The sequence below is a fragment of the Kitasatospora sp. NPDC001547 genome, from assembly GCF_042894165.1.
GTDB lineage: Bacteria > Actinomycetota > Actinomycetes > Streptomycetales > Streptomycetaceae > Kitasatospora.
This window is the reverse complement of the sequence record NZ_JBIAVL010000004.1, coordinates 388,454-402,224: the sequence shown is the minus strand read 5'-3', so window position 1 is coordinate 402,224 and position 13,771 is coordinate 388,454. Positions and strand designations below refer to the sequence as shown.

The 13,771-nt window shown below is 76.1% G+C and carries 12 protein-coding genes; 6 read left to right on the top strand and 6 right to left on the bottom strand.

Annotation, left to right across the window (positions count from 1 at the left end; translation table 11 throughout):
• Positions 1–47: 47 nt before the first annotated feature.
• From ACFY0X_RS10025 to ACFY0X_RS10000, 6 genes are all read right to left on the bottom strand, one after another.
• Positions 48–890 (bottom strand): class I SAM-dependent methyltransferase, encoded by an 843-nt coding sequence (locus ACFY0X_RS10025; RefSeq protein WP_387751465.1) that lies wholly within the window; start codon positions 888–890, stop codon positions 48–50.
• Complete coding sequence (locus tag ACFY0X_RS10020) at positions 887–2,386, bottom strand: 4-hydroxyphenylacetate 3-hydroxylase family protein (RefSeq protein WP_387751462.1); 1,500 nt, start codon at positions 2,384–2,386, stop codon at positions 887–889. Before ACFY0X_RS10020 ends, ACFY0X_RS10025 begins: the two co-directional genes overlap by 4 nt.
• The gene (locus ACFY0X_RS10015) at positions 2,383–3,039 is read right to left on the bottom strand and encodes a flavin reductase (protein WP_387751459.1); all 657 of its coding nucleotides are present in this window, start codon (positions 3,037–3,039) and stop codon (positions 2,383–2,385) included. Before ACFY0X_RS10015 ends, ACFY0X_RS10020 begins: the two co-directional genes overlap by 4 nt.
• Positions 3,036–4,871, bottom strand: coding sequence for an asparagine synthase (glutamine-hydrolyzing) (gene asnB / locus ACFY0X_RS10010; protein WP_387751456.1), 1,836 nt, complete (start codon positions 4,869–4,871; stop codon positions 3,036–3,038). The genes ACFY0X_RS10015 and asnB overlap by 4 nt, the downstream gene beginning before the upstream one ends.
• 1 nt (position 4,872) lies before the next feature.
• A complete protein-coding gene (locus ACFY0X_RS10005) occupies positions 4,873–5,733 on the bottom strand; it encodes a hypothetical protein (protein ID WP_387751454.1) in 861 nt (286 codons plus the stop codon).
• Positions 5,734–5,975: 242 nt separating this feature from the next.
• Positions 5,976–6,893, bottom strand: coding sequence for a LuxR C-terminal-related transcriptional regulator (locus tag ACFY0X_RS10000; protein ID WP_387751452.1), 918 nt, complete (start codon positions 6,891–6,893; stop codon positions 5,976–5,978).
• Positions 6,894–7,609: 716 nt separating this feature from the next.
• On the opposite strand from ACFY0X_RS10000, the gene ACFY0X_RS09995 reads away from it, so the two are divergent.
• From ACFY0X_RS09995 to ACFY0X_RS09970, 6 genes are all read left to right on the top strand, one after another.
• Positions 7,610–8,554, top strand: coding sequence for an ABC transporter permease (locus ACFY0X_RS09995; protein ID WP_387751449.1), 945 nt, complete (start codon positions 7,610–7,612; stop codon positions 8,552–8,554).
• A gap of 1 nt (position 8,555) precedes the next feature.
• The gene (locus ACFY0X_RS09990) at positions 8,556–9,440 is read left to right on the top strand and encodes an ABC transporter permease (protein ID WP_387751447.1); all 885 of its coding nucleotides are present in this window, start codon (positions 8,556–8,558) and stop codon (positions 9,438–9,440) included.
• Positions 9,437–10,219 carry an ABC transporter ATP-binding protein gene (locus ACFY0X_RS09985; RefSeq protein ID WP_387751444.1) on the top strand — a complete coding sequence of 261 codons (783 nt, stop codon included), beginning with the start codon at positions 9,437–9,439 and terminating at the stop codon, positions 10,217–10,219. Before ACFY0X_RS09990 ends, ACFY0X_RS09985 begins: the two co-directional genes overlap by 4 nt.
• Positions 10,216–10,992 carry an ABC transporter ATP-binding protein gene (locus ACFY0X_RS09980; RefSeq protein ID WP_387751442.1) on the top strand — a complete coding sequence of 259 codons (777 nt, stop codon included), beginning with the start codon at positions 10,216–10,218 and terminating at the stop codon, positions 10,990–10,992. The genes ACFY0X_RS09985 and ACFY0X_RS09980 overlap by 4 nt, the downstream gene beginning before the upstream one ends.
• Positions 10,993–11,055: 63 nt before the next feature.
• The gene (locus ACFY0X_RS09975) at positions 11,056–12,672 is read left to right on the top strand and encodes an ABC transporter substrate-binding protein (RefSeq protein ID WP_387751440.1); all 1,617 of its coding nucleotides are present in this window, start codon (positions 11,056–11,058) and stop codon (positions 12,670–12,672) included.
• Positions 12,673–12,718: 46 nt separating this feature from the next.
• Positions 12,719–13,744: an LLM class F420-dependent oxidoreductase gene (locus tag ACFY0X_RS09970; protein WP_387751437.1), complete on the top strand. Its 1,026-nt coding sequence runs from the start codon at positions 12,719–12,721 to the stop codon at positions 13,742–13,744.
• The last annotated feature ends 27 nt before the right edge of the window (positions 13,745–13,771 follow it).

Genomic DNA, 13,771 nt, shown 5'->3' with positions numbered 1-13,771 from the left:
GCGGCCCGCCGCCCGTCCCAGGGATGAGCGGCGGGCTACACACGCTGTTAACGAGGGGTGAGCGTCCAGAGCAGGACGGGCATGCTGCTGACGTGTCCCCGCTCGCGCTGCCGGCGCCAGGCGCTCTCGCCCACGGCGCGGAAGAACGCGGCCCGCCGCTCCTCCGGCACCAGGCGGCTGTAGTAGTCGCCGAAGGTGGCGGCGTGGAAGTGCTCGTACTGCTCGGCGCTGTCGATGGTGACGACGGCGTCGCGCTCCAGCCGCCCGGCCACCCGGAGGTGCGGGCCGATCACCGCCGCGAGGTCCTCGGCGGTCCTGGTGCGGGTCGCGATCGGCAGCACCCCGTGGCGCGCGAACACCGCGGGCACCTCCTGGTGGGGGGTGCCGAGGGCGACCAGGGCGTCGCGGACCAGCTCGTCCTCGCCGCCGAGGCCGTGCTCGTCCCGGGCGGGGTGGTAGGTGGTGAGCAGGAAGCTGCCGTCGGGGGTGAGGTGGGCGGCGGCCCAGGCGAAGACGCGCTCCTCGTCCGGGTGGAGCCAGTGCAGCACCGAGGTCTGGGTGATCACCTCGGCCCGGAACGGCAGCGGCTCGGGCGCGGTGAGGTCGGCCCGGTGCAGGGCGACGCGGTCGCCGTACGGGCGCAGCCGGTCGGCGGCCTCGGCGAGGCGGTGTTCGGAGCGTTCCAGGCCGACGGCGCGCCGCAGGGTGGGGAACCGTTCCAGCGCGGCCTGCAGCAGCTGGCCGATCCCGCTGCCCAGGTCGATCAGGGACTCGGGGGTGCCGGTGATCCGGTCGAGCACCCAGTCGCGGTCCTGGACCTGGCGCAGTCGGCTGGCGTCGGCGTACCCGGCGAGGGTGCGGGCCTGGATCTCGACGGCGGACGGGCTCACTTCTGGTCCTCCTCGGTGCCTGCGGGCCGGTCGACCAGCTGGAGCAGGCGCTCACGGGCGCCGCTCTGGTCGTACCGCTTGAAGATGTTGATCCGGTTGCGGGTCAGGTCGCCCCGGTGGACGTACTCGTAGAGGTCCTGGCGCTGGCCGAAGCCGTCGCCGGTGAGCTCCCAGGCGATCCGGAACAGCCGGGACTTGCGCTCGGCGTCGATGCCGCGCCCGCGCATGTAGCGGTCCAGGTGCGGGCGCAGCCGGGGGTGGGCGAGGTCGGCGGCGGTGGGCTGGATGAGCAGCCCGGAGGCGCCGATCCGGCGGACGATCTCGACGGCGCTGCCGGCCACCTCGGCGGACCAGACCCGGGAGGCGGCGGTGTCGCCGGGGGCGAACAGGCCGCCGTCGGTGGGGCCGCCGCGGGCCTCGGCGGCGTCCAGGAAGTACTCGGTCAGCTCGGCGTAGCCGGCGAGGCGGCCGAGGTCCTCCTGGATGTTGCGGAAGCCGTCCACCCCGATCGACTCGGCGACGAGGGTGGCGGTGGCGAGCAGGGTGCGCAGCCGCTCGCGGTAGCGGATGTGGCCGACGTAGGCGCTCCAGGCGTTGATCCGGCCGAGGCCGAGCCGGGCGAGGCCGGCGTCGCGCAGCAGGAAGACGCGGTCCCAGGGCACCAGGACGTCGTCGAAGAAGAGCATCGCGTCCTGCTCGTCGTACCGCGCGCCGAGCGGATGGGCGTGGCCCCAGGGGGCGCCGCCGAGCGGCTCGCGGGCGAGCGTGACCAGCCCGGGCGTGTTCAGCGGCAGGGCGAACCAGCTCACGAACTGCTCGCCGCGGCCCTCGGTGAAGGAGGCCGAGAGGTAGACCAGCACCTCGTGGGCGAGCGGGGCGAGGGTGGTGAGCTGCTTGGCGCCGCGCACCACGATGCCCCGGTCGTTCTCCTCGATGACCCGCAGGGCGAGGTCCGGGTCGTCGACCGGGTCGGCGGAGCGGTCGATCTGCGGGTCGCCGAGGGCGTGCGAGAGGACGAGGTCGTTGGTGGCGCAGTGGCGGTACCAGGCTTCGGCGTTGGCGCCGAAGCGCGGGTCGGCGGCGGCCAGCCGGTGCCGGAAGTCGTAGACGCCGACGGCGATGGAGGCCATGAAGGCGGGCGAGCGGCCCTGCTGTCCGAGCGCCTCGGCGTGCCAGAACTCGGCGCTGCGGCGCTGGAGCCGGAGCTCGTCGAGGGTGCGCGGGGGCTGGTAGGCGCGGGCGAGGCGCAGGCCGCTGTCCGGGTCCTGCCAGGTGAGCAGGTCGCGGTGGTCGGGGTGGTGCTGGAGGTCGAGCAGGCGGGCCAGCTCGTCCACGGCCGGGCGGAACGCGGGGTGTCCGGCGGGGTCGGTGATCCGCCGGCCGTCGAGGTAGAGCTCGCGCCCGTCGTCGAGTTCGGCCCGGTAGCGGTCGCCGGTGAGCAGGCCTCGGGCGGTGGCGGGCGCGCCGCGACCGGGGGCGGTGTCCAACAGTGTCATGCGCCAACTCCGGTGGGATTCAGGGGTGTCGGGGCCAGTACGCGGTACCGGGCGTCGTGGTAGAGCAGGGGTGCGCCGGCGCCGTGGTCCGCGGCGGCGACCAGGCCGACCAGGATGGTGTGGTCGCCGCCGGGCAGGGCGGCGTGCAGCCGGCAGTCGAACCAGGCGAGGGCGGACTCGACGAGCGGGGCGCCGGTGGCGGCGGTCCTCGTCGGCACGGCGGCGAAGGCGCCCGCGGCGGTGAAGTCACCGAGCGCGCGGCCGGCTCCGGGGGTGGCGAACCGCCGGGCGACCGGTTCCTGGCGGTCCGTCAGGACGGACAGGGCGAATCGTCCGGCGGTCCGGGCGGCCGCGACCAGCGGGCTGTGCCGGCCGACCGCGACGGTGACCAGCGGCGGGTCGAGGGAGAGGGTGCTGAAGGAGGAGACCGTCTTGGCGAAGACCTCCTCGCCCGCGCGGGTGGTGACCACCGCGACCCCGCTGGTCCAGCCCCGGGAGGCGGCCCGGAAGTCCTCCTCGGTGACGTGCTCGGCGGCGGGCCGGGCGGCGGGCTGAGCGGTGGGCTCGGCGGCGCGCTGAGCGGCGGGCCCCGCGGTGGGCTCGGCGGAGGTCTCGGCGGCGGGCTGGGCGGCCCGGGTGAGGGCGCCGCTCACCGCAGCCCCACCCGGTAGGCGCGCAGCCACTCGTCGACCTGCACCAGGTGGTCGAGGCCGCCGACCGGGTTCGGCGCGGTGCGCGGGCTGGGCAGCGGACGGCCCTCGGCGAGCAGTCGGCGGACCGCTCCACGGTCCACCAGCTCGAAGACCGGCGCGTTCGGGTCGGCCAGCAGGTCCCGTGCCCGGCTCGTGAGCACCTCGGCGTAGCGGACGGCCGGGGTGGACGGGTAGCCGCTCTTGGGCCGGTCGGCGACCTGCGGCGGAAGGAGGTCCCGGACGGCGTCGCGCAGCAGCCCCTTGGCCCGCCCGTCCGGCGCCTTGAGCGCCCACGGGACGTTCCACAGGTACTCCACCAGGCGGTGGTCGCAGAACGGCACCCGTACCTCCAGCCCGACCGACATCGACACCCGGTCCACCCGGTCCAGCAGCGGGGGCAGCCAGCGGGTGAGCGCGAGGTGGAAGACCTCGCGGGTGCGCGCGTCGGCGGCCGACTCGCCGGGCAGGCGCGGCACCTCGCCGAGCGAGCGCCGGTACGCGGCGGCGGTGTACTCCTCGGGGCGCACCTCGGCCCGGACGTCCGGGCGCAGCAGGTCCGCCGGGGTCGCCCTGCCGTGCAGCCACGGGAAGGTCGGGGCGGCGAGCGCGTCGGCGTCGTGGAAGTACGGGTAGCCGCCGAAGATCTCGTCCGCGGCCTCGCCGGAGAGGGCGACGGTGGAGCGCCGCCGGACCTCGCGGAAGAGCAGGTGCAGGGAGGCGTCCATCTCGCCCCAGCCGGGGCGGTCGCGGGCGCGCAGGACGGCGTCGCGGGCGTCCAGCAGGTCGTCGTCGGGCACCAGGACGGTGGTGTGCAGGGTGCCGATGTGCTCGGCGGCGGCCGCCACGTAGGGGGCGTCCAGGGTGGTCCGCCAGGCGTCGGGGGTGCGGTCGGCGCTGCCGGGGAAGTCGACGGAGAAGCTGGTGATCTTCCCCTGGCCGGCGCGTTCGCGGGCGGCGGCGGCCAGGGCGGTGACGGCGCTGGAGTCGACGCCGCCGGAGAGCAGGGTGCACAGCGGCACGTCGCTGACCAGCTGGCGCTCGACGGCGTCGGCGAGCAGCTCGCGGACGGTCGCCCGGGTGGTCGCGGCGTCGTCCCGGTGCTCGGCGGACTCCAGCCGCCAGTACCGGACTTCGCGGGTGGCGGCGCGGGTGGCGACCACCAGGTGGCCGGGCCGGACCTCGTGCAGGCCGCGGAAGATCCCGTGGCCGGCGCTCGGCGCGGCGGGCAGCGCGAACAGTTCGGCGACGCCCTCGGCATCCAGCTCGGCGCGGAACAGCGGGTTGGCGAGGACGGCCTTCGGCTCGGAGCCGAACAGCAGGCCGCCGCGGTGGGCGTGCCAGTAGAGCGGTTTGACGCCGAGGTGGTCGCGGACCAGCAGCAGTTCCTCGCGCCGGGCGTCCCACAGGGCGTAGGCGAAGATGCCGTTGAACCTGGTCGGCGCCTCCTTCCCCCACTGGAGGTGGGCGCGCAGGACCACCTCGGTATCCGAGCGGGTCCTGAAGGCGTGCCCGAGGGCCTCCAGTTCGGTGCGCAGCTCGCGGTGGTTGTACAGCTCGCCGTTGTAGGAGAGGACGGCCGCGGCGTCCGGCCCGGGGCGGTCGGCGAGCGGCTGGGCGCCGCCGTCCGGGTCGATCACGGAGAGCCGGCGGTGGCCGAGGGCGGCGTGCCGGGAGAGCCAGACGCCGTCGGCGTCCGGGCCCCGGCAGGCCAGGGTGGCGGTCATCTCCCGGACGGTCCGGGCCTGGTGGAGCAGGTCGGTGTCCCAGTCGATCCAACCGGTGATTCCGCACATGTCAGGACTCCCCGGGGTCGTCGGTGGCGGTGGGCGCGGCGGTGGGCTCGGCGGTGGCAGCGGGCGTCGCGGTGGCGGCGGTCTCGGCGGTGGCGGCCGGCCCGTTCGCGGCGGTGGCCTCCCAGCGGCAGCCGTGGCCGGTCGGGCCGTGGGTCAGCCGGTGCGCCGGCCGGTAGCCCTTGGCGCGGATGTTGGCGGACAGCGCCTCGGTGCAGTACGTGCAGGGCGAGGCGAGGGTCAGCCGTACGCCCGAGCGCCGGGCCTTCTCCCGGTAGTCCCAGATCGCGCAGTGCGTGATGGTGAGCGCCGCGCGCTCCCGGCCGGGCGCCGCGTCGTCGTCGAACTCGTAGTCGGAGCCGTACAGTTCGGCCTGCCGGGCGATCCGGTGGATCGGGTCGGCGGCGCCCCGGCCGTGGTCGGGCTCGACCTCGCGGTGCACCTCGGCGTTCGACCGGGCCCAGTCCCCGAGGACCTCCTCGCCGTAGCGCAGGACGAGGAAGCGCTCCATCAGGGCCTGGTCGCGGAAGAACACCCGCTGCCACTCGACGGCCGGGGCGTCCGGCTCGGGCAGGTCGGCGAAGAGCTCGGACTGCAGCACGAACCAGTCGGTGAGGTGCGGTTCGTGCCCGCGCGACACCAGGTAGCGGGTCAGCCCGGCCTCGGCCTCGTGCAGCCGCTGCCGCCAGAGCGCGGACCGCTCGGCGTCCGCCATCGCGCGGTACGGGGACCTCGGCTGCTCCGCACCGGGGCCGCCGCCCCGGATCGACGCGGCGGCCAGCACCGCCGTGACCGGACCGGCCTCGACACCCGCCCCGTCACCGGCGCCGGTCGGACCGCCGGTCCCGTCGGACACACCCCCCATCGGGCCATCTCCCTTCGGCTGGACGATCCTTCGGACCGTCGTGTCGTCGTCGTTCCCGCCACGCTACGAAGCGGCTCGGGCGCCCCGGTAGCCCCGAACGGCGCCGGTCAGGGCGCCGATCGTCGCCGTGCGGATGCTCCGAAGGTCGCCCCGCGCCGAGCGGGTGGACGGACACGACGGAGGGCGGGCCCCGCGGACCGGCGGGACCCGCCCTCGGGCGGTGTGGGTGGGCGGAGGCGGAACTACCCGGCGAGCCCGTGCCGGTGGGCGTACAGCGCGGCGCGCAGCCGGTCGGGCTGCCCGATCTTGCGCATCGCCTGGGTGAGGTGCTTCTTCACGGTGGCCTCGGCCAGGGCGAGTTCGCGCCCGATCTCGGCGTTGCTCAGCCCCTGTCCGAGCTTGACCAGCACCTCCCGCTCGCGCTCGGTCAGCCCGGCCTGCTGCGGCGGCAGCTCGCCGAGGTGCCGCGCCGGGGCGGCCGGGTGGATCCGGGCCGACGGCGGGGCCGGCAGGAACACCGACCCCCCTGCGGCGGCGAGTTGGACCGCGCCGATGATCCGTTCCCCCGCCAGGTCGAGCGGGAAGCAGCCGCCGGCCCCGGCCAGCAGCATCCGGCTCGCCTCGGCGGTCGACTCGGCGCGGCGCAGCAGCAGGACCCGGGCGTCGGGCGCCCCGTCCGGTCCGCGCAGTGCCACCACGGCCGCGAGGTCCTCCTCCAGGCTCGCGCCGCGGCCGAGCAGGACGACGTCGGGGGCGGTGCGGCGCACGGCCGGCACCGCGCGCAGCCGGTCGCCGGTGGAGCCGACCACCGTCAGTCCGGGCGCGGTGGCCAGCACGCTGCGCAGTCCGGCGCTGGTCACCGGGTGCCGCTCGACCAGGAACACCCGGGCCGCCGCGGTGCGTTCGCGGTCCTCGTCCACGCACATCGGGTGGCCGCAGCCGCACCCGGCAGCGGCCCGGGCCGCGCCGGGCGGTGCGGGTTCGGCCAGCAGCTGGTGGCCGGCGATCAGGTCGAGCGGATTGTCGATCTCGGCGTGCAGCGGGGGCGCTCCCGTGGCGGGGGCGTCTCCCGGGCCGGTGCCGCCGCAGGCGCCGCGGCGGGCGGGGTACCGGCGGCCGCGCGGGCCGGCCGGGGCAGCGAAGGTGCTCACTGCTGCCATCGGGCACCTCCGGGAACGGAGGCAGGACGTCTGTGGTCGGGCATGGCTCTGCGGTCCCCCTTGCTGGTGGCCGGTCGGCCCCGTGAACGCGGGTGCGACGCGGTGCGCGACGCGGTCCGCTGCCGGACGTCGCGTGCGGAGCGGCACGCTGCGACAGGGATCGGCCGGCGACGCGGACGGGCGTCGGGTGTGGATCCGGGTGAGGAGAGGGCGTCGACCGCGGCGGGTGTGGAGCAGGGCGGTCAGCGCGTCGCGCGCGGTCGACAGAGCTCGTCGAAGCACCTGCGGTGCCACGAGCCGCCGATCCCGACCAAGGTGAAGTCGGTCCGCCGAATAGCCATGCGGGCACCCTAGGTCCGGTTCCTTGTGCAGGTCAAGGACGGGACCGGGCCTCGGCGGCCCGGGCAGCGGTACTGCGGGTCACTGCGGATGCTGTGAGCCGGAGTAACAGCATCAGGAGCTGACTGGCTGTCCGGGCCGTCCGTCCGCGACGCTCCTCCCAGCGGCCGCGGCCCTCGCGGCGTCGCCCCGACGCCCGGTGGCGGCCGCCGCCCCCGTGCCGGACCCGCGCTCGCCGACGCCGAGACGACGGCACCACTCGTCCCCGCCTCCCGTCCGAGGACTCCCGACGCCCGAAGGAGCAGCAGCGCCATGCCCGCCCCGCCCCACCGGCCCGCCGCCGACCCGTCCGGCGCCCCGCCCCGGAGGGCCGACGGGTGACCCGGTTCCTGCTGCGCCGGCTCCTGCTGGCCGTCCCCACGCTGCTCGGCGTCACCGCCGTCGTCTTCGCGACCGTCGCGCTCGTCCCCGGCGACCCGGTCACCGCCTTCCTCGGCCCGGGCGCGCCGCCCGAGGCCCGTCGGCAGCTCGCCGAACGGCTCGGCCTGGACCAGCCGTTGCCGGTCCGCTACGCCGACTGGCTCGGCCACGCGCTCACCGGCGACCTCGGCACCTCGGTCTCGGGCCAGCGCCCGGTCGCCGACCTCTTGCTGCCCGCGCTCGGCCAGACCCTCACCCTGACCGCGGCCGCGTTCGTCCTGGTCCTGGCCGGCGGGGTGGCGCTCGGCGCCGTCGGCGCGCTGCGCCCGCGCGGCCCCGGCGGGCGGATCTCCGGCGCGCTCTCCACCCTCGCGGTGTCCGCCCCGCAGTACTCGGTGGCGCTGCTGCTGATCGCCGTCTTCGCGGTCGGGCTGCGCTGGCTCCCGGCCGGCGGCACCCACGACGCGTTCGGCTCCGGCGGCCCGGCCGACCTCGCCCGTCACCTGGTCCTCCCGGCGGTCGCCGCCGCGCTGGTGCCGCTCGGGCTCACCGCTCGGGTGTTCCGGGCCGCGCTGGGCACCGTCCTGGCCGGCGAGCTGGCCGACTCGCTGCGCGCCCGCGGCCTGCGCCCGGCCGCCGTGCTGCGGCACTGCGCGCACAACGCCTCCCCCGCGCTGCTGACCATCGGCGGCCTGCAACTCGCCTACCTGCTGGAGGGAGTGGTCTTCGTGGAGACCCTGTTCACCTGGCCCGGCGTCGGCCGGCTGCTGTACGACGCGCTCACCGCCCGGGACCTGCCACTGGTGCAGGGCGGGGTGCTCGTGGTGGCGGTCGCGTTCGTCGGCGTCAACCTGCTGGTGGACGCGGCACACGCGGCCGTCGACCCGCGGGTGAGGGCCTGACATGACGTCGCACCCGCCCGTCGCACGCCACCTCGGCCTGGTCGTCCCCGCCGCCCTCGCCGTCCTGCTCGTCCTGCTCGCCCTCGCCGCACCGCTGGTCGCCCCGTACGACCCGGCCGCCGGCCGGCTCGCGGACCGGCTGCTCGACCCCGGCAGCCCCGGCCACCCGCTCGGCACCGACGGACAGGGCCGCGACCTGCTGAGCCGGCTGGTCTGGGCCGGACGCGCCTCGCTCACCGGCGCCCTGGTGCCGGTCACCGTCGCCACCCTCGCCGGCACGCTGCTCGGCATCGCGGCCGGCCTCGGCGGCCGGCTCACCGAACAGGCCCTGCTGCGCACGCTGGACGTGCTCTACGCCTTCCCCGGGGTGCTGCTGGCGATCGCCGTCGCCTCCCTGCTCACCCCCGGCCTGGGCGCGACCGTGCTCGCGCTGTCCGTGGTGCTCACCCCCGCGGTCGCCCGGGTCGCATTCACCGAGACCCGGCGGATCCGGTCCGCCGAGTACCTGGAGGCCGCCCGGGTCAGCGGCGCCGGCTGGGGCGCGCTGGTGCTCCGCCAGGTCGCGCCCGTGGTGGCGCCGGTGGTGCTGGTGTACGCCTCCTCGCTGGTCGGGCTGGCCGTCGTGTACGCCGCCGGGCTGTCCTTCCTCGGGCTCGGGGTCGCCCCGCCCGCCGCCGAGTGGGGCGCGATGCTGGACGAGCTGCGGCCCGCGCTGCTCACCCACCCCTGGGTGGCGGTGCTGCCGGCCCTCGTCATCCTCGCGGTCTCGGTCGTGTTCAACACCCTCGGCGAGGCGCTGCGCACCCGCATCGGCGACGCCGCCGCCCACCTGCCGCGGGCCGCCCCGCCGGCACCGCGACGAGCCCCGAAGCAGGTGACCCGGTGAAGGAGTTGCTGGAGGTCGACGCCCTGACCGTCGAGTACCCCGGAGGCGTCCGGGCCGTCGACGGGGTCTCCCTCACCCTGCGCCCCGGCGGCGCCCTGGTGCTGCTCGGCGAATCCGGCAGCGGAAAGACCACCGTCGCCCGGACGGTGCTCGGCCTGCCCGGCCGGGGCGCCGCCGTCACCGGGGGCGTCCGGCTCGGCGGAACCGACCTGCGGGCGCTCGACGAACGCGCGCTCTCAAACGTCCGCGGCCGGCGGATCGGCTACGTGCCGCAGGACCCGAGCGCCTCGCTCGACCCGCTGCGCCGGATCGGCCCGCAGCTCGCCGAGGTGCTGCGCCGGCACGGGGTCGCCGACGGCCGCCGGGCCGCCCGCGCCGCCGTGCCCGGGCTGCTCGCCACCGCGGGCGTCCCGGACCCGGAGCGGGTCGCCCGGGCGTACCCGCACGAGCTCTCCGGCGGGCTGCGCCAGCGCGCCGCGATCGCCCTCGCGGTCTGCTGCGGCCCGGAGCTGCTGATCGCCGACGAGCCGACCACCGCGCTGGACGCCCTGGTCCGCGGCCGGATCCTGGACCTGTTCGCCACCCTGCGCGCCGACTGCGGCATCGCCCTGCTGCTGGTCACCCACGACCTCGCCGTCGCCCGCCGGACCGGCGGCACGGTGGCGGTCATGCGGGCCGGCCGGGTCGTCGAGCTCGGGCCCGCCGAGCGGGTGCTCGGCGAGCCCGACCACGCCTTCACCGCCGCCCTGGTGGCCGCCGACCCGGGAGCACGCCGATGAACCCGGCCCCGCCCGCCCTGCTCACCCTGGACGCCGTCGGCAAGCGCTACGGCGACCGGACCGCCGTGGACGGCGTCAGCCTCGCCGTCGCGCCCGGCGAGACCGTCGGCCTGGTCGGCGAGTCCGGCTCCGGCAAATCCACCCTGGCCCGGCTCGCCCTCGGCCTGCTCGCCGCCGACTCCGGCACCGTCCGCTTCGCCGGCCGGGACCCGTACCGGCTGCGCGGCCGCGCCGACCGCGCGCTGCGGGGCCGCCTGCAGTACGTCCCGCAGCACCCGCGCGGCTCGCTCAACCCCGCTCTGCGGGCCGGGGAGGCGGTCGCCTTCGCGCTGCGGCTGCACGGCACACCGCGCGCCGAGCGCGCCGCCGCCGTCGCCCGGCTCTTCGACCGGGTCGGCCTGGAGCCCGCGCTCGCCGCCCGCTACCCGCGCGAGCTGTCCGGCGGGCAGCTCCAGCGGGTGGCCGTCGCCCGGGCCCTGGCCACCGGGCCTGAGCTGCTGGTCTGCGACGAACCGACCTCCGCCCTGGACCGCGGCGTGCAGGCCCGGCTGCTCGACCTGCTCACCGAGCTGCGCGAACGCACCGGCCTGGCCTACCTGTTCATCTCCCACGACCTCGCCGTCGTACGCCGGCTCGCCCACCGGGTGCTGGTGCTGCGGCACGGCCGGGTGGTCGAGGAGGGCCCCGCCGACCGCCTCTGGGACTCCCCCGCGCACCCGTACACCCGCGCCCTGCTGGAAGCCGCCACCGGCACCGCCCGACCCACGACCTGACGCCCCCCGAACGCCGAACCACGAACCACGAACCACGAACCACCGAACCGACGAGGACCCGCCATGACGCGCACCGCCCGTACCCGCTCCAGAGCCGTCGCCCTGCCGGCCGCCGTCGCCCTGCTCACCGCGGCCGCCGGCTGCGCCGGAACCGACGGCGCCGGCACCGGGGCGGGCGGCGGCGACGGCCGCGGCGGGACGCTGGTCATCGGCGCCACCGGCAAGCTGCCCAACCCCGACACCGTGATCGGCGGCGCGGGCTTCGAGGGCAAGCGCCTGGTCTCCTTCCAGCTCTACGAGGGCCTCACCCGCTACGAGCTGCTCCAGGGCACCGACAGGCCGCCGGTGGTCACCGGCGCCCTGGCCACCGACTGGCAGGTCGCCGCCGACCACAGGACCTGGACGTTCACCCTCCGCAAGGGCGTCACCTTCCAGGACGGCACCCCCTTCGACGCCGACGCCGTGGTCTTCAACCTGGCGCGCTACCTCGACAAGGGCAGCCCCGAGTACACCGACGCCCTCGGCGCCGCCGCCGCGGAGTACGCGGGCGACATCGTCTCCTACCGCAAGACCGACGCCGACCACGTCGAACTCGTCACCAAGCAGCCCAACGGCCACTTCCCGGAGGACCTCGCGCACGTCCTGATCGCCAGCCCCACCGCCGTCCGCCGGACCGGCTCGGCGAACTTCGCCCAACACCCCGTCGGCACCGGCCCGTTCAGCTTCGTCTCGCAGACCGAGGGCCAGCAGATCGAGCTCGCCGCCAACAAGGGCTACTGGCGCGGCGCCCCCAGGCTGGACCGGCTCGTGGTCAAGGCGCTGCCGGACGCCGCCGCCCGCACCGCGGCCCTGCGCTCCGGCGGCGCGAACTGGATCGAGTACCCGAACCCCGACGACCTCGACAGCCTCCGGGCCGACGGCGTCACGGTCGCCACCAACAGCTACGACCACCTCTGGTACTGGATCCTGGACACCTCCAAGGCCCCCTGGAACAACCCGCTGGTGCGCCGGGCCGCCAACTACGCCATCGACCGCGGGGCGATCGCCGACACCCTGCTGCACGGCACCGCCGACCCGGCCTACCAGGCCGCGCCGCGCGCCACCGCCGCCTACGACCCCGCCGGGGACGCCTACTCCTACGACCCGGCCAGAGCACGGCAGTTGCTCGCCGAGGCCGGCGTCCCGAACGGCTTCGCCACCTCCGTCACCGTGCCCACCGGCGGCAGCGGCAACCTGCTCCCGGTACCGATCGCCGAGGCGATCCAGCGCGACCTCGCCGCCGTCGGCATCAGGGCCGAACTGCGCACCACCGACTGGACCACCCTGATCGGCGCCGAGGCCAAGGGCCAGGTGGCGCTCGGCTCCGACGCCGTCGCCCAGTCCACCACGCTGTTCCAGTCCGAGGCGCTGCTGCCGCTGTTCGTCGGCTCCGGGAGCCCGTTCTGGACCGGCCACTACGCGAACCCGCAGGTCGACGAACTGCTCGCCGCCTCGGCCGCCGACACCGACCAGAGTGCCCGGCAGGCCGGCTACCGCAAGGCACTCGCCCTCGTCACCCAGGACGCGCCCTGGCTCTTCGTCGTCAACGACCGCAATCCGCGGGCGCTTTCGCCGAAGGTCCACGGGCTGGTGCAGCCGCGGTCCTGGTTCATCGACCTCACCACGGTGTGGGTCCGCTGAAGCCCGCTCCCCCTCTCCCGAGCCCCACAGAACGGACACCCGCCCGATGACCACCCCGCACCCGCCGCACCACCACCCCGAGGCCGAACCGCCCAAGTGGGGCATCACCCTGCCGCTGCCGGGCCTGACCATCGACCGGCACCGCTTCCTGGTCGAGCGGCTGCCCGAGCTCGGCTACACCGACGTGTGGAGCGCCGAGGGCGGCGGCACCGACGCCTTCACCCCGCTGGCCGCCACCGCCGCGTGGTCCCCGTCGCTGCGGATCGCCACCGGCATCGTCCCGGTGCACACCCGCGGCCCGGCCGTGCTCGCCCAGACCGCCGCGACGCTCGCCCAACTCGCCCCCGGCCGGGTCCTGCTGGGCATCGGCGCCTCCGTCCCCGCCCACGTCACCGACATCAACGGCATCCCCTTCGACGAGCCCTTCAAGCGCACCCGGGACGTCCTGCGCTTCGTCACCCGGGCGCTGCGCGGCGAGTACGTCACCGGCGGCTTCGACACCTTCGACATCACCGGCTACCGGCTGCCGCACCCGCCGGCCGAACCGGTCAAGGTGATCCTCGGCGCACTGCGGCCCAACATGCTCCGGCTCGGCTTCACCGAGGGGGACGGCGCCATCACCAACCTGCTGTTCCCGCACGACGTGCCGAAGATCCTGGAGACCGTCGGTCCGCAGCCGCCCGGCAAGGAGCTGGTGGTCAAGGTCTTCGTCTGCCCCACCGAGGACACCGACTACGCCCACCGCGCCACCCGGCCCTTCCTGGCCTGGATCCTCAACCGCGAGCCGTACCGGAAGTTCCACGAGTGGCTGGGCCACGGCGAGCTGCTCGCCGAGACGCACCGCCGCTGGGCCGAGGGGGACCCGGAGGGCGCCCAGAAGGCCCTGCCCGACGAGGTCGTCGACGGACTCTTCGTCAGCGGCTCCCCCGAGGAGTGCCGCGAGCGCATCCTCGCCTACCACCGCCCGGGCGTCACCACCATCCAGCTGTACGTGTCGCTGCCGCCCGAGGTGTTCGTCAGCCGGGCCAAGCTGCTCGACACCCTCGCCCGGCTCGGCCCGGCCGCCCGCTGACCCGCCCCGTCCCTTCCCATCCGAGGA

Bases quoted from the DNA above. Each gene is read 5' to 3' on its own strand.
- ACFY0X_RS10020 (WP_387751462.1), bottom strand. From the start codon at position 2,386: ATGACACTGTTGGACACCGCCCCCGGTCGCGGCGCGCCCGCCACCGCC.
- asnB (WP_387751456.1), bottom strand. From the start codon at position 4,871: ATGTGCGGAATCACCGGTTGGATCGACTGGGACACCGACCTGCTCCAC.
- ACFY0X_RS10005 (WP_387751454.1), bottom strand. From the start codon at position 5,733: ATGGGGGGTGTGTCCGACGGGACCGGCGGTCCGACCGGCGCCGGTGAC.
- ACFY0X_RS10000 (WP_387751452.1), bottom strand. From the start codon at position 6,893: ATGGCAGCAGTGAGCACCTTCGCTGCCCCGGCCGGCCCGCGCGGCCGC.
- ACFY0X_RS09990 (WP_387751447.1), top strand. From the start codon at position 8,556: ATGACGTCGCACCCGCCCGTCGCACGCCACCTCGGCCTGGTCGTCCCC.
- ACFY0X_RS09980 (WP_387751442.1), top strand. From the start codon at position 10,216: ATGAACCCGGCCCCGCCCGCCCTGCTCACCCTGGACGCCGTCGGCAAG.
- ACFY0X_RS09975 (WP_387751440.1), top strand. From the start codon at position 11,056: ATGACGCGCACCGCCCGTACCCGCTCCAGAGCCGTCGCCCTGCCGGCC.
- ACFY0X_RS09970 (WP_387751437.1), top strand. From the start codon at position 12,719: ATGACCACCCCGCACCCGCCGCACCACCACCCCGAGGCCGAACCGCCC.